The following is a 21,237-nucleotide window of genomic DNA, read 5'->3' as shown; positions in this document are numbered from 1 at the left end:
TTTACTAATTAAATTCTATTAAACAATCATTTAATTTATCATGAAAAAATTACTTGCTATTTTCGCTGTTTTGGTTTCTTTTGCTGCTAACGCACAAAACCTTCAATTACACCGCGATTTCGACCGTGGACACTTCACAACTACTTTTGAAATGTTCAAAATGGACAAGTGGGGTAACACTTTTACATTCATTGATTTTGATTACGATGCAGATAACGGTATCAACCAAGGATACTTCGAGATTGCTCGTGTATTAAAAACAGAGAAAATGCCAGTTGGTTTACACATTGAGTACAATGGTGGTGTTGGTAATGCTGATAACTTTGGTTATACCATTAACGATGCATGGATTTTTGGTGTGAACTACGCAAAAGGTGGTGCTAAATCAGGATTCTCAACTTATGCTGGTTACAAAGCTATTAAAGATGCTGATGATGCTAACTTCCAAATTACTGGTACTTGGTATGTTAACTTCTTCGATGGAAAAATGACTTTCTCAGGTTTTGCTGACCTTTGGACTGAAAATGGTTTATCTGATGACACTGTATTCTTAACTGAGCCTCAATTATGGTACAATGTTTCTAAAAACTTCTCTTTTGGTAGCGAGGTTGAAATCTCTAACAACTTTGCAGGTGACGATTTCGAAGTTCGTCCAACTCTTGCAGTGAAGTGGAATTTCTAATCATCAATTAAAAACTAGTAATCATGTTAGATAAGTTTTTTAACATTACCAAACTAGGGTCAACCCTTCGTACCGAGGTTGTTGCAGGTATTACTACCTTCATGACCATGGCATATATCCTTGCGGTTAACCCAGATATTTTAAGTGCAACCGGAATGGACAAAGGTGCTGTATTTACAGCGACTGCTATTTCGGCTATCATCGCAACTTTAGTTATGGCTTTGGTTGCTAAATTACCTTTCGCATTGGCTCCTGGTATGGGATTAAATGCATTCTTCGCATTTACCGTAGTATTAGGAATGGGATACAGCTGGCAATTTGCTTTAACTGCCGTATTCCTTGAAGGTATCATCTTCCTTTTATTAACAGCTTTCAACATTCGCGAGCTAATCGTTAACTCCATTCCGTTGAACCTGAAACACTCTGTTTCGGTGGGTATCGGTCTATTTATTGCATTTATTGGATTAAAAGGAGCTGGTGTTATTGTTGACAATCCTGCTACATTGGTAAGCTTAGGCGATATGAAAAGCCCAAGCGTAATTGTAGGATTAGTTGGTATTTTGGTAACAGGTGTTCTTTTCGCAAGAAACGTAAAAGGATCTCTTTTAATTGGTATCCTTTTCTCAACCATATTGGCATTAATTTTAGGAGTAACTCACATGCCGGAAAACTACAAATTTGTAAGTCTTCCTCCATCAGTATCTCCTATCTTCTTCCAATTCGATTTCTCTCAAATCTTCACCATTGATATGGCTATCGTATTATTCACATTCCTATTTGTGGATATGTTCGATACTGTTGGAACATTGGTTGGTGTAGCTTCTAAAGCTGACATGTTGGATAAAGATGGTCGTGTACCTCGTGTAAAACAAGCTTTATTTGCCGATGCTGTTGGTACATTCTTCGGATCTATCTTGGGTACTTCAACTGTAACTACTTACGTTGAGAGTGCTGCAGGTGTATCAGAAGGTGGTAAAACAGGTATGACAGCACTTACAACTGCTGGTATGTTTGCTTTGGCATTGTTATTTGCTCCTGTATTTATCATGATTCCTTCAGCTGCTACAGCTCCTGCTTTGGTAATTGTTGGTTTATTCATGATGTCGCCAATCTTGAAAGTTGATTTGAACGACTTTACAGAAGCGGTTCCAGCATTCCTTTGTATCATTATGATGCCATTAACTTTCAGTATTGCTGATGGTATTGTTTTCGGGATGTTATCATACGTAACTTTAAAATTACTTACGGGTCGTTACAAAGAAATTAGCCCGGTAATGATTGTTATAGTGGTATTGTTTATTATCAAATTCTATTTTGCCTAATTGATAGCACAAAAATCAGAATAGAATTTTCCATATTCAAAATCCCTCTTTACTTCGGTAGAGAGGGATTTTTTTTGAAAGTCATGAACAGTCAAATGACTTAATAATCCAACAAATCAATAACAAAATCTCCCCATAAAAACTGATGATCTAACTTGCTTAAATCCAGAAAAATCAGGTATAACTTTTCTTAAACAAATCCGTAAACAACTGCATATCACTAAAAAAGAAGTTGAATGATGAGATTTGGGAAGAAAGTATGCTACTTGTTAGCCTCTATGCTTGTGATGTACTCGTGCAATTCGAATGAACACGAACTGGAAATGAACCTTACCAACGCGGTAAATGTGGAAGAAAATGCAATGGTAAATTCCATACTGGAAAATATCCTGAACGAAGTGGAGTACAACATGCTGAGTATCGACAATGGCACTGCCACAAAACAAGACTCCATACCCTTTGTAAAGATTGCTGATAACAACAATCAGGAAAACACAAAAACACTAAGTATTAACTACGGACAACAAAACAGCATCGATTACTTAGGCAAGCTAAAAAGAGGACGTATCACCACCCAAATAGAAGGTGAGTTCAAAAGCGAAGAATGCTGCTATACCGTAAGTTTTGAGCAATATTACATCAACAATTTAAACATTACGGGTAGCATTAAAGTGGACAGTAGAAAATCGGCAAGCTCCGAAAACTTAACTTTCGATGTTACATTCGAAGAGATCCTATTTACCGACGAAAAAGAAAACACCTACAGCCTTAGCGGAAAGCTAAGCAAAGAATGGATTGAAGGATACGAAACCTCAAACAACCATTGGGATGATCAGTTTTTTATTAGCGGTACCACCTCCGGCATCAACTCGGAAGGAAGGGAATACCAATCAGAGATATTAACACCCTTGTTAGTAAGTCATGCCTGCGAATTTATTGCTTCAGGAGAAGTATTGTTTACGGCAGAGAACGAATCGTGTACCTATAGCTACGGCAATGGCTTGTGCGACAACAAAGGATTCTTTACCAAAGATGGCCAGCAATACCCTTTCGAATATGGCAGGTATCAGTTTCGTTACCAGAAGTAATTCAATTGGAAACTTTCTTAGTGCTTTAAGCGGTTTTTTACTTTAATTGTTCAATTACCCATTTGAGCATACCCCTGCTCTCGGTAGGAGCACACCCCTGCTCTCGATAGGAGCACACCCCTGCTCTCGGTAGGAGCACGACCCTGCTCTCGGTGGAAGCATGCCCTTGCTCAAAGAAAGTAAAGCATAAAATAAGCCCGTACCTTAGAATAAGGTGCGGGCTGTTGTAAGTAAATGAGCGAAAAACCTATTGGACGGTATAATATGCGGTTGATATTCCGATTCTTAATATTTTCCCATTTCTGGTAGTATTGCGAATCTCTATTCTATATTGACCTGGGTTTAAAGCAGGAACTTTTAAGGACAGTTTCTTGGGCTCATTTAATTTAGGCATGCCAGCCTTGGTTTCTACCCCATCGGCCTTGTTAATGAAAAACACACCTTGCCCATCAATCTCCTCGTAAATTTTAAGTGCACTGCCTTCAATCTCCAATGCTGCACCAGGAGTAAGAAACTCATCCATTTTTTCAGTTCCCCAGTCGTAAACCTTTTGAATTTCCGGCACTTCCTTATTAGGTTTCACATAGGTAGGCTTAATGTTCTGAGTAGCTGTCTTTAATTCACTACAAGGAACAATGCTCACATTAATGCTGTGTCGCGATGGATCGAACCTATCGTTTTCGTCCTCGAAAACACCGGCAATGTCCAAATTCACACTAATGTGATCGTCGTGATAACCATAACCTTCACGAACAAAGCCAATAATGGTTTCCCAATACTTTTCGATCACAGCTTTCGACTCCGTTTCCTTTAAAATGGAACCAGGGCCAGTAAGATTACCCAATAAATTTTCAAAGTTTTTGGGCTTCTGGTTCGTCACTTTCCCAAGCTTATCGTTGGGATTGTCTTTGGTTAACATACAATCATACAAGGAATATTCCATAATATTGAATTTTAAAAATTATTACTATGCATCATGCGCGAGTTAAAAGGCACAACACACCCTATTCTAAAATTGCACTACACTTGTAATGCGTAATATTCATAAATTATATGCGTGGGATACTATTCACTTTTATTGTAGCTCTTTATCAGTTGTTTATATCATTACACACATAAACTTAGTGAACATTATACCAGAGATCAATACATGACTACTATATAGAATCATTCTACTTAATCAGGTAGTTATCTATTGCCAGTGCACACAGGCATTACGGAGCACTTTAATATTAAATTACATAAATAATGTTCTATAACATATATTTTGCTGGGTTACCTTTTAAGCATAATCGGAATTAGATGTTGTTAATATTAATTAAATCACAAATTGTAATGAGAAAAGTATTATTATTCGTAGCAACTTTGCTGTTGGTATGGTCGTGTGGTAAAGATGAAACAAGCGAATTAATTCCTGAGAATGAATTCTTTAAAGTACAACCTGATAATCTAGATGTGAAAATATTCTATGATTATCTAAAAAATGGAAACACTGAGGAAATTAAATCAAAAACTGATGTAGACATTTGGGGAATTCCGATATGGGATAAAGAGGTAAAATACATTTCAAATAACAAAACAATGTATCTGATCCCTTACGTCGAACCAGATAAAATGGAAATAAATTCCATTTTAGTATTGGGTGTTGATCCCTTAGAACTACAATACGGAATGTATATTAACGATCAAGATTATTATCCAACTCCCGACTTTGATTGGGTTTTTGAATATTTTATGCAGGAGATTTTTGAAAAAAGCGACAAATATGAGTTTATACCTGTGAATAACATTGAAGATACTAACACAAAAGCTGCAAAACTCACATGCAATGATGTATATTCATACGCTGGAGGATATAGACATTACATAGGCCGAGATTGTTTTTATACAATTATTCCAAACGTACCATTTGCGTTAACCGATAGAGATGGAGGAGATGGTGAATATGGTGGAAGCTTTTCAAACCCTGGTGGTGGTAGCCCTAGCCCATCTCCTGCTCCGCCTGTGAAAACAACGCAAAAGTTTGACAAATCTATTGCCGGGTGTTTATATAAGGCCATGCGAGTGCAAGATAGATTACTTCCAGAAACTTTGCTTAATGAACTACTAAGAGGATTTGAATTTAATGACTCTAAAGCAATGATCAAATATGACTTAACTGAATCTTTAGGCGCTACAAAATACGGAATATGTACCCCTGTGAATCTTACGGTTGATAAAAATAAGAATTTAACTTCTGGACAATTCAATATCACAATTTCTATTGATAATATGAAATCAACATCCTTTCTTTGGACTGCAAATACAATTATGCATGAGACTATCCATGCCCATTTGTTTTGTTTAGTTTACGATGCAAATACACATAGAATTGGTAATGAAATTGATTTCAAAAATACTTATGATGCTTTAAAAGTTAAATATGGAAGAGAAACTCAGCATGAAATAATGCTTAATTATATATCCGTAATGAAAAAGAATTTGCATGAATTATATAAGGCTTGGGATGATAAAGAAGAAAAAAGTAAATTCATCAAACAAATGAATGAAGTACTACCTAATAGAAATTTAGATTTTGTATTTGAAGTAATGGCAAGAGGTGGTTTAAAACGCACCTCTGATGGAAGTAAATTTTATTCCGAAAACAAAGCGGATTACGACATGGTTACAAGCTACTTGGATGATTGCCTACCTACTCCTTGTCCTCTTTAAAATCGATATAATATGAAAAGAATATTTATTTTTTTACTTGTATCACATCTTTGTGTCTATTCGGCTTTCTCCCAAGTCAATCAAAATAGTTCACAGATCACACTAGAATTATTTGATAGGATTAATAACACTGAGGATTCTATTACAAAAGTCATTTTTAAGAAAATGCAAATTGAAGAAGTGAGCGATGAACCATCTAATCTGATAAAAGATACGCATGAGATTTTTAATCTAATTAATAGTGAAAACAATAGTATAAATGATCGCTATTTATTGGTTCAAGATTCAATAATGATTCAAATTACTAACAAATCTTTTTCGGCACCTGATGTATTTAATAAGATTGAAATGCAATCTTCAAATAAGAGATTTGTATTTAGGCCAGAGATTGATAGAAACCACTTGTTCTTAACAAAACGAAACCAACAGGTTTTGAATAATTTCATCGAGTTTATCAATTCATCAATAGAATATAAACCCATATGGAGAAATGGAAGAATAAGCAAATGGGAATCTCCTGTGTTGTTTGATCCGCTACTGAAGAAACTTTCCAATTATATTCCAATTTATATTGCAGAAGGTGAAGCTGCTATTTTGAATTATTGGGTGATTAAACAAGTGTCTTTCAATAAAAGAAAGAACAAAGCTTTGGTTGATGTTGATTATACCACAAGTGGTGAGAGGTTTTATTTAGAAAAGGATAAAGGGGGTTGGAAAGTTATTAAGAGTTTTACAACTTGGATAGAATAACAAAACCATAAGACCAACTATCATATAAGCATCTCTTCAAACTAAAAAAGCCCCTGAAAGGGGCTTTATATATAAAAGGGATGTTAAAACCGAAATCAAAAATAGAATGAAATAAACCTGAGTTAATTCCTAATCAATACAAATACTACATGAATATCAATAAGTTTCCTTATTAAATTCATTGATTAAACAACAATCTCAATAAAGAGATTATATAATATTCCTTTAATCATACTAATCAAAAATCACAACTAAATTTAATTTCATGAAAATAACAAAAACATCTTTCACAACTTTCTTTTCCTTTACTTTACTATTGATTTCAACTCAATGCTTTGGACAGAAAAAATATAAAAGGGTTAAGCATCAAATCACACACTTACACAAAGAAATTTACCAAGTAGATAAAAAAAGCAAAATAAAAGAAGGGTTTTACTATGTCATTAATACAAGGACGAAAGATACATTGGTTACCGGTGAGTATTTAAACAATAAACGAATAGGTATATGGAAATTTTACAAGAAGGATTCTACCCCTCATTTAGAGTATGATTACGATCGTAACCAACTGGTAAGTTACAACAGTGGCAATAGAATTGACTCTACATTTATTAAAAAAGGTGATAAATATGTATTGGATAAAGTTGACAACCCACAAATATATATTGGATTCGAAAATCAGGCTGAATTTGATATGATAAAAAAAATTAAATTGCCGACAGAACTAATGGAAAAACACAAATCCGGATCCTGTTTGTATTCTTTTATTATTAGTAAGAAAGGTATCTTAAAGGATATAACTATTGAACAATCAATTAACAAGAATTTAGATAAAAATGCGATTAAGACTATAAAAGAATTAAATTACAAATGGGAACCAGCAAAACAAAATGGCAAACCAATTGATTCCAAATCCTTTTTGCTAATTGAAGTATTTAACCATGAGAACTTTTCAAAAAGAGACTTAGGGAAAGTATATTTTTGGCATCATATGTTGTTTTATAGAAGTGTAACAACAATTACAAGAACCAATTAATCTTATTCGACATATACGAGAGTGAAAAAAACACTTAAATTAAGTGTGCTAATATTCTAAAAAAGCCCCTTCGCAGGGGCTTTATATATAAAAGGGATGTTAAAACCTAAATCAAGATTCAGGTTAACAGAATCAAATTTAATCATTTTTTAACAGAATACTTATTAACTAGATTAAAATTTAAATAATAATCTAATTATCAATTATTCTTCTACAACTTCACTTCCCTTAATTGGTTTCGATTTATCAGGTAAAATCAGGTTTAAAACCACACCTACAACCGATGCCAAACCAATTCCTGCCAACGAAAAATTACCGTAAGAAATCTGTGCTCCACCAATACCAACAGTAAGTACAACCGACACAATTACCTGGTTTCTGGTTTTTGTAAAATCTGTTTTTGCATCGATAAGGGTTTTAATACCAATACCTGCAATCATACCGAAAAGCAATAGCATGATACCTCCCAAAACAGCTTGAGGAATGGTTTTAAGGAATGCACTTACCTTTCCAATTAATGAGAATACCAAGGCAGTAACTGCGGCAATTCTCAATACTCTAGGATCAACTACCTTAGTCAATGCAATTGCACCTGTAACCTCTGAATAAGTTGTATTTGGTGGTCCACCAAAAAATCCTGCGAAAGCAGTAGCAACACCATCACCTAATAAAGTACGGTTTAAACCTGGCTTTTTAACAAACTCTTTGTTTGCTACACCACCAATGGCATACATATCGCCAACATGTTCAATAATCGGGGCAAATGCCACAGGAATCATATACAATACTGCACTCCAATTTAATTCAGGACGAACAAATTCTGGTAAAGCAAACCATGCAGCTTCTTTAATTGGCGTAAAATCTACTTGCCCTAAAACCACTGATACAACATATCCTACAACAATAGCTGAGAAAATAGGAATCAGTTTTAGCATTCCTTTTGTATAAACCACAATTAGTATAGCAGTTAACAAAGCAATAGAAGAAATGATCCAATTGGTTTTGGCCATATTAACAGCTACAGGAGCCAATGACAAACCAATAATCATGATAACTGGTCCAACTACAATGGAAGGGAAAATTTTCTCGATCACTCGCAATCCCCAAACTTTGATGATTCCGGAAACCAAACCGTAAACCACACCTACCGCAATTAAGCCGGATAAAGTTCCAGGCAAACCATATAGTTTTGTTGCTGCAACAATTGGAGCAATAAAGGCAAAACTACTGCCTAAAAAAACAGGAACCATACCTTTTGTGATTAAATGAAAAATCAAGGTTCCGATTCCTGCTGTAAACAATGCGACTGCTGGGTCAATACCAACTAACAATGGGACTAGTACCGTTGCACCAAAGGCAACAAAGAGAAATTGTACTCCCAAAATAATTCTTTTCGTGGGACTTTGGAATCCCGGAGCCGTAGCTTCTTGAGTAAGGATCATAAAATGGATTTAAAAATTCACAAATTGGCGCAAAGATAATAAGCTTCCCGAAACTGACAAATTCGAAAAACTCAATAAATCAATGCAAAGGAGTGCATGAATGCGAAAAAAATCAATTAGATCCTTGATTAGAAATCGTCAGCCTAGAAATCACTTTTTTCTTAAACAGACACAATCTAAGTAAGATTTAAACAATAAAATATCGGAAATGAAGATTAGAATTTGATATCACGAACCATCAGTTGTGTTTCCACCTTACCCATATACTCATTCTCTTGTAATGAGTAACATACATCAAATGGTGAACCACTGGAAATCTTAGAATAAAGCTTCCCCATTGAAAAGGCAATTCCACCTTTTACATCCCCTTCGCGGATATCATCAACAACCGAAAGCTTAAGGTGTTCCTTATTTCTACCAACCGGACGACTATATCCATAATCAACCACTTTTTCACTAATGAAAACAGGTGTCATATTTTTGGGTCCGAAAGGTTCAAATTGCTTAAGAACACGGAAGAACTTAGGTGTAATATCAGAAAGTTTAATGCTGGCATCCACCTTTATCTGAGGAACCAGCATATCGTCGGTAATATTTTCACAAACATACTCTTCGAAACGCTGCTGAAAAACACTAACATTTTCAATTTTCATGGTAAGGCCAGCAGCATATTTATGTCCTCCAAAGTTTTCCAACAAATCGCTACAAGCCGAAATAGCATTATACAAATCAAAACCATCTACCGAACGAGCACTACCGGTTGCAAATCCGTTCGACTCGGTAAGAATTACTGTTGGCTTGTAATAGGTTTCAATCATACGAGAAGCCACAATTCCGATCACCCCTTTGTGCCAATTGCGATCAAACAAAACTGTACTCTTCTTTTCTAGCAGAGTTTTACTTTTCGCTACACGTTCCAGGGCATCATCGGTAATGCTATGATCCAGCTCTTTTCGGTCTTCGTTCAATCCATTAATGGTATCTCCAATTAGGGTAGCCGCCTCTTCCCTCTCAGCAATCAGCAATTGTACCGCATGATTTCCCGATTGAATTCTACCCGCAGCATTAATTCTTGGACCAATTTTAAAAACAATATCATTAACGCTCAAATCTTTTGTAACACCAGCCAGATTCAGTATTGTTTTTAATCCCAATCGAGGATTTTCATTCAGCTGCTTTAACCCAAAGTAGGTTAAAACCCGGTTTTCTCCGGTAATGGGAACAATATCAGATGCAATACTTACTGCCAACAAATCCAAAAGAGGAATTAACGTGTCGAACTGCCATTTTTTCCTGTTTGCCAATCCTTGCATCAACTTAAATCCAACACCACAACCTGACAGAACATCACAAGGATATTCACAATCGCTTCTTTTCGGATCTAACACTGCAACAGCATTGGGCAAATTTTCATCTGGCGTATGGTGATCACAAATGATAAAATCAACTCCTTTTTCGCTTGCGTAAGCAATTTTTTCAATGGCTTTAATTCCACAATCCAATGCGATAACCAAACTGATATTATTCTCTGCCGCATAATCGATACCGGTTTTGGAAATACCATAACCTTCCGAATAGCGATCAGGAATATAATAGTCAATAAAATCGAAATGAGATTTTAGATAGGTGTAAACAAGAGCTACAGATGTGGTGCCATCAACATCATAGTCGCCATACACCATTACACGCTCTTGTTTCTCCATTGCGATAACCAATCGGTCAACCGCCTTGGTCATATCTTTCATTAAAAAAGGATCATGCAAGTCGTCGAGACTGGGACGAAAAAAAGCTTTGGCCATATCGAAGTTTGTGATTCCTCTCTGAACTAACAGATTGGCAATCACCCGGTCAACACCCAATGATTCCATTAGTGCGCCAACCGTTTCTTCATCGCCCGGCTCATTTATTACCCATCTCTTTTCCATATGCAAGATTTTAGCTAGCCAAATTAGTCAATTTCCAGCTTCATATCAAACAGATTTGCAATATGATTTTTTAAATTATGTTTTACCTCTTCAATATCAAGCTCTTTGCCTAGCTCTTTTTTTAATGAAGTCACTCCTTTATCAACAAATCCACATGGATTTATGTAATCGAAATATTTCAAATCGGTATTCACATTAAAGGCAAAACCATGCATGCTAACCCATCGACTTACTCGAACGCCAATGGCGCAAATTTTACGAACTTTTGGTGTTCCAACATCTAACCAAACCCCTGTAGCTCCATCCAATCGAGTTCCTGTCAAACCATAATCAGCAATACAATTAATCACAGCCTGTTCAAGGGTTTCAATGTATTTTTTGATACCCATATCATAGGTTTCCAGGTTTAGAATTGGATAACCTACAATTTGTCCCGGTCCATGATAAGTGATATCTCCACCTCGGTTTATTTTGTAGAAACTTGCTTCTTTTGCTTGTAGTTGCAGCATATTAAGCAGCATATTCTGCTCTTTACCGCTTTTCCCCAATGTATAAACATGTGGATGCTCACAAAACAGCAAGTAATTATTGCTTAAGTTTTTTTCTTCTTCAGGAAGCTCTGCATTTGCCTGACGCGATTGCAATACTTCCTGGAACAAGTTTTCCTGATAATCCCAGGCTTCTTGATAGTCAATGGAGCCCAAATCTCTAAAAATTGTATTAGTCATTTTTTAAAACCTGCTTTAATTTAAGTGCGTTAACGTGTTGTTCTGCGTGATATGATGAACGAACTAGTGGAGTACTTTCAACAAATGAAAAACCTTTCTCTAATCCAACCTGCTCATATTTTTTAAATTGTTCGGGATTTACATACTCTTGAAGCTCCAAGTGCTTGCGAGTTGGCTGTAAATATTGACCTATGGTCATTACTTTAACTCCAACAGCCAACAAATCATCCATTGTTTGGTAAATTTCCTCTTCGGTTTCACCTAAACCAAGCATTATTCCTGATTTTGCTACGATACCTGAATCTGCAATCTGTTTCAACACTTTTAAACTAAGATCGTATTTCGCACGGCTCCTAACTTCTGGTGTTAAACGGCGAACCGTTTCAAGATTGTGAGAAATTACTTCTGGATTTTCATTGATAACTCTCTGCACATCCTCTTCTTTCCCATTAAAATCTGGAATTAAAACTTCCAAAGTAGTTCCTGGACAAATTTCTTTTATTTCCTTAATACACTCCGCCCAAATGCCTGATCCACCATCTTCCAAATCATCACGATCCACGGAAGTAATTACCGCATGCTTTAGCTTCATTAGCTTTATTGATCGTGCCAATCGCTTTGGTTCTTTAGTATCAACAGGAAGTGGTTTACCGGTAGGAACATTACAGAATTTACAAGCTCTTGTACAAATATTGCCCAAAATCATGAATGTCGCAGTTCCATTTCCCCAACATTCTCCAACATTCGGACATTTTCCACTCGAACAAATAGTATGCAATCCGTGTTCTTGAACAATGCCATTTACATAGGCATAATCATCACCTTTTGGCAGTTGTATTTTTAGCCATTCAGGCTTTCTTTTTATTTTCATTTCTACTTCTCCCTATTTCTGTCAACAATCTATTTTTCACAACTGATTATCAACATTAAAACCTTACAACAATTAATAATTCTTGTAATAAAATTTCAATTCATGCAAAGGTATTCGAAAGGATTGAATTATTATACCCATTCAGTATGTTTTTAACCGAATTACAAGTAGTCGAATTATTTAAACTCAATCTAAATACCGTCAATTGTGATGCAATATTAAAAAATAATAATCTCACTACAATGAATATTCTGATGCAATTGGGATATTTTTAGTCTACACACTCAAATTCAGACATTTCACCACAAGATTAGCTTGAAATATCACATTTCGTTTATTTTTTTACAAGCATTTATTTTTATGCATTCACATATTGCACGGATTATTATATCTTTGCACCCGAATAAACTTTATTGAGATTAAGATGAATGCGTTAGAACTTAGTGAACAAGAGATCATTAGAAGAAATTCCCTAAAGGAAATGCAGAATTTGGGTATCAACCCATTTCCTGCAGCACAATATCATGTAAATAATTATTCTACAGATATTCTGAAAGATTTCGATCCTGAAAAAAACAACCTACAAGAGGTTTGTATTGCAGGTCGAATTATGAGCAGAAGAATTATGGGTAAAGCTTCTTTTATTGAACTTCAGGATTCAAAAGGAAGAATTCAGGTATACATTGCCCGCGATTCAATTTGCCCTGAAGAGGATAAAACTCTTTACAACACAGTATTCAAAAAACTTTTGGATATTGGCGATTTTATTGGAATTAAGGGATACGTATTTAAAACCAAGGTTGGTGAAACTTCTGTTCACACAACTGAAATGACTGTTCTTTCAAAATCTGTTCGTCCACTTCCAATTGTGAAGGAGAAAGATGGAAAAGTATATGATTCTTTTAGCGATCCTGAATTGCGTTACCGTCAGCGTTACGTTGATTTGGTTGTAAATCCAGATGTGAAGGAAGTATTCTTGAAAAGAACTAAAATCATCAACTCAATGCGCGAGTTGTTCAACAGCAAGGGATATCTTGAGGTTGAAACTCCAATATTGCAAGCAATTCCAGGTGGTGCTTCGGCTCGTCCGTTTATCACTCATCACAATGCTTTAGATATTCCTTTGTATATGCGTATTGCAAACGAATTGTATCTAAAGAGACTTATTGTTGGTGGATTTGATGGTGTTTATGAGTTTGCCAAAGATTTCCGTAACGAAGGTATGGACAGAACTCACAATCCTGAGTTTACGGTAATGGAAATCTATGTAGCTTATAAAGACTACAACTGGATGATGGATTTTACCGAAGAGATGATTGAAAAAGTTGCTTTGGATCTTCACGGTACAACTAAAGTACAAGTTGGAGACAAAGAGATTGATTTCAAGCGTCCATTCAAGCGCATTTCTATGATTGACTCTATTAAAGAGCACACTGGAATTGACATCAACGGAATGGATGAAAATCAACTTCGCGATGTTTGTAAGCAATTAAACATTGAGGTTGACGAAACTTTTGGTAAAGGAAAGTTAATTGATGAGATCTTTGGTGAGAAGTGTGAAGGAAATTACATTCAACCAACTTTCATTACTGATTATCCTATCGAAATGTCTCCTCTTTGTAAAAAGCACAGAGACAATCCTGAGTTAACTGAGCGTTTTGAGCTTATGGTGAACGGTAAGGAAGTTTGTAATGCTTACTCTGAGTTGAATGATCCTATTGATCAGTTGGAAAGATTCCAGGAACAAATGAAATTGAGCGAAAAAGGAGATGACGAAGCTATGTTTATTGATATGGACTTTGTTCGTTCTCTTGAATATGGTATGCCTCCTACATCAGGTATGGGTATTGGTATCGACCGTTTAACCATGTTGATGACCAACTCTCATTCAATTCAGGATGTACTATTCTTCCCTCAAATGAGACCAGAGAAAAAAGCTGCAGTTGATAGTGATGAAAAATTTATTGAATTAGGTATTGCTCCAGAGTGGATGCCTGTTATTCGTAAAGCTGGATTCCAAACTGTAGAAGCTCTTAAAGAAGAAAAGGCTACCAAACTACACCAAGACATTTGTGGCTTGAACAAGAAACTAAAAATGGGTTTAAAAAACCCTAGTCAGGATGAAGTAAAAGAGTGGTTAGCTTAAACTTTTTTTATTAAGAATATAACATGATCGGAGGTTGGGAATTTTTCCCTTCCTCCGATATTTATTAAATTAGAGATCTGTTACTTACAAAAACAACTCTCTATTTTAAAAAGACTTAGCAATAATATATGAACGAATCGTCGAGAATTGCCATTATTGGAGGTGGTAGTTGGGCTACAGCAATCGCAAAAATACTTCGCGAAAACGACCTGAAGCTTAACTGGTACATGCGAAACCTTGATACCATCAATCAATTTAAACAACTTAGTCACAACCCAAGATATCTTACCGGAGTTGAATTCGACCTCAATCACATTGAGTTCTACAACAATCTGGATGAAACAGTTCTAAATTCGGATGTGATCATATTTGCAGTTCCGTCGGCATTCTTAAAAGATGCTTTAAAAAGATTAACGGTTAGTTTAGAAGATAAGATTATTGTTTCGGCGATTAAAGGTATTGTTCCTGATGAAAATATGATTATTGGTACATTCTTTAATGAACATTACAACGTACCATTAGATAGCATTGGTGTTATCTCAGGGCCTTGTCACGCCGAAGAGGTAGCTATGGAACGCCTTTCGTATCTAACCATCGCTTGCCAGGATACTAGAAAAGCCAGATCTTTAGCGCTTAACTTGGAATGTCCTTATATCAAAACTACCATTTCGGATGATATTTATGGTACTGAGTATGCGGCTGTACTAAAAAATGTATTTGCAATTGCAGCAGGAATCTGTCATGGTCTTCGTTACGGCGATAACTTTCAGGCAGTTCTTATTTCGAATGCAATTCAAGAAATTAAACGTTTTGTTGATACAGTGCACCCAATTTCTCGCGACATCAAGAGTTCTGCATATCTAGGCGATTTATTGGTAACATGTTATTCACAGTTTAGTCGTAACCGTACCTTTGGTACCATGATCGGCAAAGGATATACAGTAAAATCGGCACAACTTGAAATGCACATGATTGCAGAAGGCTATTATGCAGTAAAATGTATCAAAGAAATCAATGATCACTACAATGTAAATATGCCAATTACCATGGCTGTTTACAATATTTTATATGAACGTATTTCTCCTACTATAGAAGTAAAATTATTAACAGAGGATTTACGTTAGACTTGAATTTTAGCTGTATTTTTGCAGCAGATATACGTAAGAATTAACTTTTTAAATACAACTTTTACATTCTACATCTATCAAACTATTTGGAGGGGTATCGGTTCAGATAGAGGTAAAATGTAAGGCTTAATTTCTACACAATGGAACACATTAAATTGAGTATTGACAAATCTCTTAACTTTGTTAGTAAGGAAGAGATTTTTAAGTTTGAAGAAAGCAGTAAGAAACACCTTATTTCCCTTCACGAAGGAACCGGAAAAGGAAATGATTTTGTTGGCTGGGTTGATTTGCCTTCAAGAATTACTGAAGCAGAATTAAATGACATTGAAGCTACTGCAAAATCATTGAAAGATAAAGTTGAAGTATTGGTAGTTGTGGGCATTGGTGGTTCATATCTTGGTGCAAAAGCTGTTAATGATGCACTTGCTCACAGTTTTGATCATCTTAATTCTGGCGACGAAAATCCTTTGGTACTATACGCTGGTCAGAACATTAGTGAAGATTACTTATACGAATTAACTGATATTTTGAAAAGCATCGAATTTGGTATTTGTGTAATTTCAAAATCAGGAACTACAACTGAACCTGCTATCGCTTTCCGTTTGTTGAAAGAAATGTTGGAAGAGCAAGTTGGTAAAGAAGAAGCTCGTGAAAGAATTGTTGCCATTACCGATGAATCTAAAGGTGCTTTAAGAACTCTTGCCGATCAGGAAGGTTATAAAACTTTTGTAATTCCTGACAATGTAGGTGGGCGTTACTCTGTGTTAACTCCTGTTGGATTGTTGCCAATTGCAGTTGCTGGTCACGATATTAAAGCCTTGGTAAACGGAGCAAAATCAATGCAAGATTATTCGGTTGCAGCAGCATTCGAAGAAAACCCGGCATTGCTTTATGCTGCTACAAGAAATGCTTTATACCAAAAAGGAAAAGGCATAGAAATTCTTGCCAATTACAATCCTAAACTTCACAATGTGGCAGAATGGTGGAAACAACTTTACGGTGAAAGTGAAGGAAAAGAAAACAAAGGTATTTTCCCTGCAAGTGTTGATTTTACAAGTGATCTTCACTCAATGGGACAGTATATTCAGGAAGGACAGAGAAATATTTTCGAAACTGTTATTTCTGTTGCCAAGCCTAATCACACTGTATATATTCCTGAAGATAAAGACAACTTGGACAAGTTAAATTATCTTGCCGGAAAACGTGTTGATGAAGTAAATAAAATGGCTGAGTTGGGAACTCAATTGGCACATGTTGATGGTGGTGTTCCTAACCTTAAAATTGAAATGCCTCAACTAAATGAATTCTATTTGGGTGAGTTGCTTTACTTTTTCGAAATTGCTTGTGGTGTTAGTGGATACATCTTGGATGTAAATCCGTTCGATCAACCAGGTGTGGAAGCATACAAGAGCAATATGTTTGCATTGCTTGAGAAACCAGGTTTCGAAGAAGAATCTGCAAAAATCAAAGAAAGATTATAAAATCTAACTTGATGATATTAAAAAGACCGGATTAGTTCCGGTCTTTTTTTGTATCGTAAATTTCCACATCTTCTATTACCCTCCTATTGTCTAAATAAATTCTGGCCTTTTTACCAGTAAACTGTCCCAGAAAAAATGCACTCACCATTATTGGATAGGTATACAACTCAAACCCTAATCCAAACAAATGACGAAACAAAACAACAAAGGGAATTGGAGCATGAATGGCAATAAACCACATCACCGAAAACTTTTTAAATCCCTGGCGAACATAGCCAAATGGCAAATTCAGTACATAAGTTGCCATTGCTGCCAATATCAAATTTAGTTCCATACAAACGAATATATCAATAATTATTGGCAAAGTGCAAGCTAGTTAAATAAATCATCAAATTTTAGATACATTTGTTGCCCTTATTCAACACACAATGAATTACAAATCAAAAATCAAAGGTATCGCTCTTGCACTAGTTGCAACCATTAGCTTTTCAAATGTTTATTTGTTTAGTAAAATGGCCATGAAAGATGTTGATTTGACTTCTTTTGGAATACTTTGGTTTGGTTTAGCTTTGATTTACAATCTGCTTTACAACCGATTTTTCACGCAAGGACAAAGCCTAAGTAGTTTAACGAAAAAATCAAAAAGAATTCTTCTCCTAATTGGCCTATCAGAGTTCATCTCAATAACAGCATTTTTTCTATCGATAAATCTTACCGAAAATCCTGCTATTGTATCTTTTCTTGCCAACACCAGTCCAATATTTGTAATTCTTATTGGTTTTTTATTCTATCAAATCAGATATGGATTTACTTCTATTCTTGGTGTAATTATTACATTATCCGGTGTTTTTTTAATGAACACCAATAAGTTAGATTTCGAATGGCAAACTTTACTAACTCCTGCTAGTATTAGTGCCTTGGTATTTGCCCTATTCTATGGCGTAAGTCTTGTGCTTGCCAGATCAGAAATCAAAAATATTCCAACTACAATCATAACTGTTTGCCGAAACTTATTTCTGTTTGTTGGATTCGCAAGCTACCTAATTGCAAAACAAGAATTACCAACGTACAGTCTTCAGTCTGTTTTCTACATCACAACAGGCTCATTTTTTGGTCCTTTCTTAGGAATACTTCTAACATTTGCTTCTCTAAAATATGTAGATGCATCCATAACAACTTTAATTGGCACATCGAGAAGTATTTTTATTGTTGCCGGTGCCTTTCTTTTAATGGGAATACTTCCCAATTTGAATCAGCTGATAGGTGGTTGCTTAACCATCCTGGGAATTTTAACCATTACCATGGCCGATATCATTTCTAAAAAGAAATAATTATACCAACACCTTTCTTACTTGCGCAAACAGCTCTTCCTTAGTAAAAGGTTTTGTAAGATATCCATCACAACCTGCGCTCATACATTTTTCCTCTTGCTCTTTAAAAACATACGTACTCTGGGCAATAATCTTTGTTTCTATTTCTGATTTTTTAATTTCATCCAAACATATTAAACTATCTCTGCCTGGAATATCTAAATCCATAATTAATAAATCGGGAGATAATTGTCTCAGTTTATCAAGCATTTCAGTACTATTTTCAGCAAATATAACCTCTACATCCTGATCATCAAACAATTTCTTTACATACAAAAACGAATTGTAGTCATTCTCAGCAACCAGTACTTTTTTGGATTCCATCCTCTCTTTAGCATTATTCAAATCATCATTTCTATTTGGAAGTTTCGATTTATCAACCGGAATAGTAAAATAAAAAGTACTTCCTACTCCTACCTCTGATTCAAATCGGATTGTTCCTCCAAGTAGTTCTACCAAGCCTTTACAGATACTAAGGCCTAAACCTGTCCCATCAATAAAGTGCTCCTCATCCCCTTGTCTAAATCTTTCAAATATTACTTCATGTCTATCCTCTGGAATACCAATACCATCATCCTTTACATATATCTCAACAAATACTTGATTATTTGATTCTATTACATTACAACCTAGTTCGACTCTTCCAGAATCAGAAAACTTAATTGAATTTTCAATCAAATTGTCCAAAACCTGCTGAATCCTTGTGCTATCAGAATGCAATTCCAGACCTTCGAGCTCAAGGCTTGATTTGATTGCCAATTCCAAATTGGGCTTACTTTTAATAAGGCCACGATTCTTATGAATCTCTATACTTTCCTTCATCAATGAGAATAAATAAAAATCAGAATTTTTGAGCGTAATTTGACTCATTTCTAATTTGGAAAGATCAACAATATCATCAATAATCTGCACCAATCGATTACCTGACTGTTGAATGATATTAACATATTGCATGCGCTCTACTTCTTCAATTTCCGAATCAATCAAAAGTTCCGAAAACCCCATAATAGCATTCATAGGAGTACGAATTTCATGACTCATATTGGCTAAGAATATCGATTTCAACTTATCAGATTCCTCCGCTTGCTCTTTGGCTTTTCTAAGTTCTTCTTCGGTCTTTTTAATTTCAGATATATCTCTTGAAACACCCAAAACTCCCGTGATATTTCCATTAGAATCGTACATCGGAGTCTTTATTGTCTCAGTAAGGATTTCATTATCTGCATTAACCGATTTGGCCCAATTTACAAATCGAATAGTATTCGCAGATTGAATTACTTCCAAATCTTTCTTAGAATAAAAATCTGCTAACTCATTGTTATTATAAATTATAAAATCAGATTTACCGATTAATTCATCTTTCTTGACTCCAAGAAATTCGGCAAAATTATTATTACAAGCCAGATAATTTCCTTTTGTACTCTTCAACCAAATCATTTCTGGAACCGTTTCCAAAATTGTTTCCAACCTGGCCCTTTCATTATCTATTTGTTGTAAAACATTCTTTCTTGAACTAATATCCCTTAAAATTGCCCAATAACCAACAGCCTCCTCCTGTTCGTCTTTCATTAGATGAACTCTTAATTCAACAGACACTACGGATCCATCTTTCTTTATACACTCCTTCTCATACACTTGAGAACTCCCGTTTATTAAAACTTCGTTCTTGATTATTATTTCATCGATTTGAATCCACTTTTTAGGAGTAATATTTTTAAAATTTGTCGCCAATAAATCTTTTTCCGAATACCCCAATACATCTTGTAAAGCTTTGTTACATTCAAGTATATTATATTCTATATCCATTACAAGATAAGCATCAGACATACTCCCATATAGTCTTGAATATTTTTCTTCGGTTGAAGATAAGATAGTTCTATTCTTCACATTTTGCATTTGACGCTGAATAAATAAGCCCAATAACATATTTACAACTGGATAAATTGTTAAAAGAGGCAGAATAAGATATGAAAGCGTTGAATAAATTTTTTCGGAAGGAAGAAGCAAAGTACAAAACAACATTGCAATATGCACAACCAAGCCCATTAGCAATAGTTCTACCCATTTTAGTTGATTACCTACTCGTGTCAATAGTTCTCTCCATATAACCCCTATCGTTCCCGAACTAATTATTACAGCTATCCCCATTGTTATACCATCTCCTCCCATAAAGAACCTATACATGCCAGTAATAAGCACTGCTATAGCTGTTGGTATCACACCAAAAAATAATCCAGATATTGAAAGAATAATGGATCTTGTATCAAATACAATTCCTGAAGATCCCTTCCATGATGTCATCATTAGAATGATACCGATTACCCCAATAAAACCACCAAAAATCAGTTGACGATATAGGGGCTTAAATTTAGTTTCATTCACCCATACATACTCGCAAAAAATACTAAAGCTTAATAATATAGCTGCATTTTGTACGAGTCCAAGAAGAATAGAGTCGTTCATACGTAAGATTTCAAATAGTAGTTTTTAGTAATAGTTTTTATTGCTTTTACTTTAGGGCAGCAATAGCTTTTATACTACTATTCCTTTAAAAAGG

Annotated in this window: 17 protein-coding genes; 10 read left to right on the top strand and 7 right to left on the bottom strand. The window is 35.2% G+C overall.

Features of this window, described 5'->3' with window-relative positions; genetic code table 11:
• Positions 1-40 precede the first annotated feature (40 nt).
• The 3 genes from BXY64_RS02795 to BXY64_RS02785 all read left to right on the top strand — a co-directional run bounded on the left by BXY64_RS02795 (position 41) and on the right by BXY64_RS02785 (position 3,092).
• Complete coding sequence (locus tag BXY64_RS02795; protein ID WP_120238444.1) at positions 41-682, top strand: DUF5020 family protein; 642 nt, start codon at positions 41-43, stop codon at positions 680-682.
• A gap of 23 nt (positions 683-705) precedes the next feature.
• Positions 706-2,004, top strand: a complete 1,299-nt coding sequence (locus BXY64_RS02790) for an NCS2 family permease (RefSeq protein WP_120238443.1) — start codon at positions 706-708, stop codon at positions 2,002-2,004.
• Positions 2,005-2,240: 236 nt separating this feature from the next.
• Positions 2,241-3,092 (top strand): hypothetical protein, encoded by an 852-nt coding sequence (locus tag BXY64_RS02785; protein WP_147375876.1) that lies wholly within the window; start codon positions 2,241-2,243, stop codon positions 3,090-3,092.
• A gap of 247 nt (positions 3,093-3,339) precedes the next feature.
• Here the strand turns inward: BXY64_RS02785 and BXY64_RS02780 are convergent, their stop codons facing one another.
• Positions 3,340-4,035, bottom strand: coding sequence for a DNA-binding domain-containing protein (locus BXY64_RS02780; RefSeq protein ID WP_120238441.1), 696 nt, complete (start codon positions 4,033-4,035; stop codon positions 3,340-3,342).
• A 392-nt stretch (positions 4,036-4,427) separates the two neighbouring features.
• Between BXY64_RS02780 and BXY64_RS02775 the strand changes: the two genes are divergently transcribed.
• From BXY64_RS02775 to BXY64_RS02765, 3 genes are all read left to right on the top strand, one after another.
• Entirely contained in the window at positions 4,428-5,804 is a 1,377-nt protein-coding gene (locus BXY64_RS02775) for a hypothetical protein (RefSeq protein WP_147375874.1), read from the top strand.
• A gap of 12 nt (positions 5,805-5,816) precedes the next feature.
• Positions 5,817-6,554: a hypothetical protein gene (locus BXY64_RS02770; protein ID WP_147375872.1), complete on the top strand. Its 738-nt coding sequence runs from the start codon at positions 5,817-5,819 to the stop codon at positions 6,552-6,554.
• Positions 6,555-6,819: 265 nt separating this feature from the next.
• Complete coding sequence (locus BXY64_RS02765) at positions 6,820-7,590, top strand: energy transducer TonB (protein ID WP_120238438.1); 771 nt, start codon at positions 6,820-6,822, stop codon at positions 7,588-7,590.
• Positions 7,591-7,793: 203 nt separating this feature from the next.
• Here BXY64_RS02765 and BXY64_RS02760 read toward each other — a convergent pair whose 3' ends face one another.
• From BXY64_RS02760 to lipA, 4 genes are all read right to left on the bottom strand, one after another.
• The gene (locus BXY64_RS02760) at positions 7,794-9,032 is read right to left on the bottom strand and encodes a uracil-xanthine permease family protein (protein WP_120238437.1); all 1,239 of its coding nucleotides are present in this window, start codon (positions 9,030-9,032) and stop codon (positions 7,794-7,796) included.
• Between the two features lie 215 nt (positions 9,033-9,247).
• Positions 9,248-10,957: a single-stranded-DNA-specific exonuclease RecJ gene (gene recJ, locus BXY64_RS02755; RefSeq protein ID WP_120238436.1), complete on the bottom strand. Its 1,710-nt coding sequence runs from the start codon at positions 10,955-10,957 to the stop codon at positions 9,248-9,250.
• A gap of 23 nt (positions 10,958-10,980) precedes the next feature.
• Positions 10,981-11,685, bottom strand: a complete 705-nt coding sequence (gene lipB, locus BXY64_RS02750; RefSeq protein WP_120238435.1) for a lipoyl(octanoyl) transferase LipB — start codon at positions 11,683-11,685, stop codon at positions 10,981-10,983.
• Entirely contained in the window at positions 11,678-12,556 is an 879-nt protein-coding gene (gene lipA / locus BXY64_RS02745) for a lipoyl synthase (protein ID WP_120238434.1), read from the bottom strand. Before lipA ends, lipB begins: the two co-directional genes overlap by 8 nt.
• A gap of 424 nt (positions 12,557-12,980) precedes the next feature.
• On the opposite strand from lipA, the gene lysS reads away from it, so the two are divergent.
• The 3 genes from lysS (at position 12,981) to BXY64_RS02730 (ending at position 17,310) form a co-directional block, all read left to right on the top strand.
• On the top strand, positions 12,981-14,702 hold the full coding sequence (lysS, locus tag BXY64_RS02740) for a lysine--tRNA ligase (protein WP_120238433.1): 1,722 nt from the start codon (positions 12,981-12,983) through the stop codon (positions 14,700-14,702).
• A 128-nt stretch (positions 14,703-14,830) separates the two neighbouring features.
• Positions 14,831-15,826, top strand: coding sequence for an NAD(P)H-dependent glycerol-3-phosphate dehydrogenase (locus tag BXY64_RS02735; RefSeq protein WP_120238432.1), 996 nt, complete (start codon positions 14,831-14,833; stop codon positions 15,824-15,826).
• 143 nt (positions 15,827-15,969) lie between these two features.
• Complete coding sequence (locus BXY64_RS02730) at positions 15,970-17,310, top strand: glucose-6-phosphate isomerase (RefSeq protein WP_120238431.1); 1,341 nt, start codon at positions 15,970-15,972, stop codon at positions 17,308-17,310.
• Positions 17,311-17,341: 31 nt separating this feature from the next.
• Here the strand turns inward: BXY64_RS02730 and BXY64_RS02725 are convergent, their stop codons facing one another.
• Positions 17,342-17,644 (bottom strand): hypothetical protein, encoded by a 303-nt coding sequence (locus tag BXY64_RS02725; protein WP_211334395.1) that lies wholly within the window; start codon positions 17,642-17,644, stop codon positions 17,342-17,344.
• Between the two features lie 94 nt (positions 17,645-17,738).
• On the opposite strand from BXY64_RS02725, the gene BXY64_RS02720 reads away from it, so the two are divergent.
• Entirely contained in the window at positions 17,739-18,641 is a 903-nt protein-coding gene (locus BXY64_RS02720) for a DMT family transporter (protein ID WP_120238430.1), read from the top strand.
• Here the strand turns inward: BXY64_RS02720 and BXY64_RS02715 are convergent, their stop codons facing one another.
• Complete coding sequence (locus BXY64_RS02715; protein ID WP_120238429.1) at positions 18,642-21,143, bottom strand: PAS domain S-box protein; 2,502 nt, start codon at positions 21,141-21,143, stop codon at positions 18,642-18,644.
• Between the last annotated feature and the right edge of the window lie 94 nt (positions 21,144-21,237).

It is taken from the genome of Marinifilum flexuosum (assembly GCF_003610555.1).
GTDB classification, from domain to species: domain Bacteria; phylum Bacteroidota; class Bacteroidia; order Bacteroidales; family Marinifilaceae; genus Marinifilum; species Marinifilum flexuosum.
This window is presented reverse-complemented; position numbering and strand designations above follow the sequence as displayed.

Bases quoted from the DNA above. Each gene is read 5' to 3' on its own strand.
- BXY64_RS02795 (WP_120238444.1), top strand. From the start codon at position 41: ATGAAAAAATTACTTGCTATTTTCGCTGTTTTGGTTTCTTTTGCTGCT.
- BXY64_RS02790 (WP_120238443.1), top strand. From the start codon at position 706: ATGTTAGATAAGTTTTTTAACATTACCAAACTAGGGTCAACCCTTCGT.
- BXY64_RS02785 (WP_147375876.1), top strand. From the start codon at position 2,241: ATGATGAGATTTGGGAAGAAAGTATGCTACTTGTTAGCCTCTATGCTT.
- BXY64_RS02780 (WP_120238441.1), bottom strand. From the start codon at position 4,035: ATGGAATATTCCTTGTATGATTGTATGTTAACCAAAGACAATCCCAAC.
- BXY64_RS02775 (WP_147375874.1), top strand. From the start codon at position 4,428: ATGAGAAAAGTATTATTATTCGTAGCAACTTTGCTGTTGGTATGGTCG.
- BXY64_RS02770 (WP_147375872.1), top strand. From the start codon at position 5,817: ATGAAAAGAATATTTATTTTTTTACTTGTATCACATCTTTGTGTCTAT.
- BXY64_RS02765 (WP_120238438.1), top strand. From the start codon at position 6,820: ATGAAAATAACAAAAACATCTTTCACAACTTTCTTTTCCTTTACTTTA.
- BXY64_RS02760 (WP_120238437.1), bottom strand. From the start codon at position 9,032: ATGATCCTTACTCAAGAAGCTACGGCTCCGGGATTCCAAAGTCCCACG.
- recJ (WP_120238436.1), bottom strand. From the start codon at position 10,957: ATGGAAAAGAGATGGGTAATAAATGAGCCGGGCGATGAAGAAACGGTT.
- lipB (WP_120238435.1), bottom strand. From the start codon at position 11,685: ATGACTAATACAATTTTTAGAGATTTGGGCTCCATTGACTATCAAGAA.
- lipA (WP_120238434.1), bottom strand. From the start codon at position 12,556: ATGAAAATAAAAAGAAAGCCTGAATGGCTAAAAATACAACTGCCAAAA.
- lysS (WP_120238433.1), top strand. From the start codon at position 12,981: ATGAATGCGTTAGAACTTAGTGAACAAGAGATCATTAGAAGAAATTCC.
- BXY64_RS02735 (WP_120238432.1), top strand. From the start codon at position 14,831: ATGAACGAATCGTCGAGAATTGCCATTATTGGAGGTGGTAGTTGGGCT.
- BXY64_RS02730 (WP_120238431.1), top strand. From the start codon at position 15,970: ATGGAACACATTAAATTGAGTATTGACAAATCTCTTAACTTTGTTAGT.
- BXY64_RS02725 (WP_211334395.1), bottom strand. From the start codon at position 17,644: ATGGAACTAAATTTGATATTGGCAGCAATGGCAACTTATGTACTGAAT.
- BXY64_RS02720 (WP_120238430.1), top strand. From the start codon at position 17,739: ATGAATTACAAATCAAAAATCAAAGGTATCGCTCTTGCACTAGTTGCA.
- BXY64_RS02715 (WP_120238429.1), bottom strand. From the start codon at position 21,143: ATGAACGACTCTATTCTTCTTGGACTCGTACAAAATGCAGCTATATTA.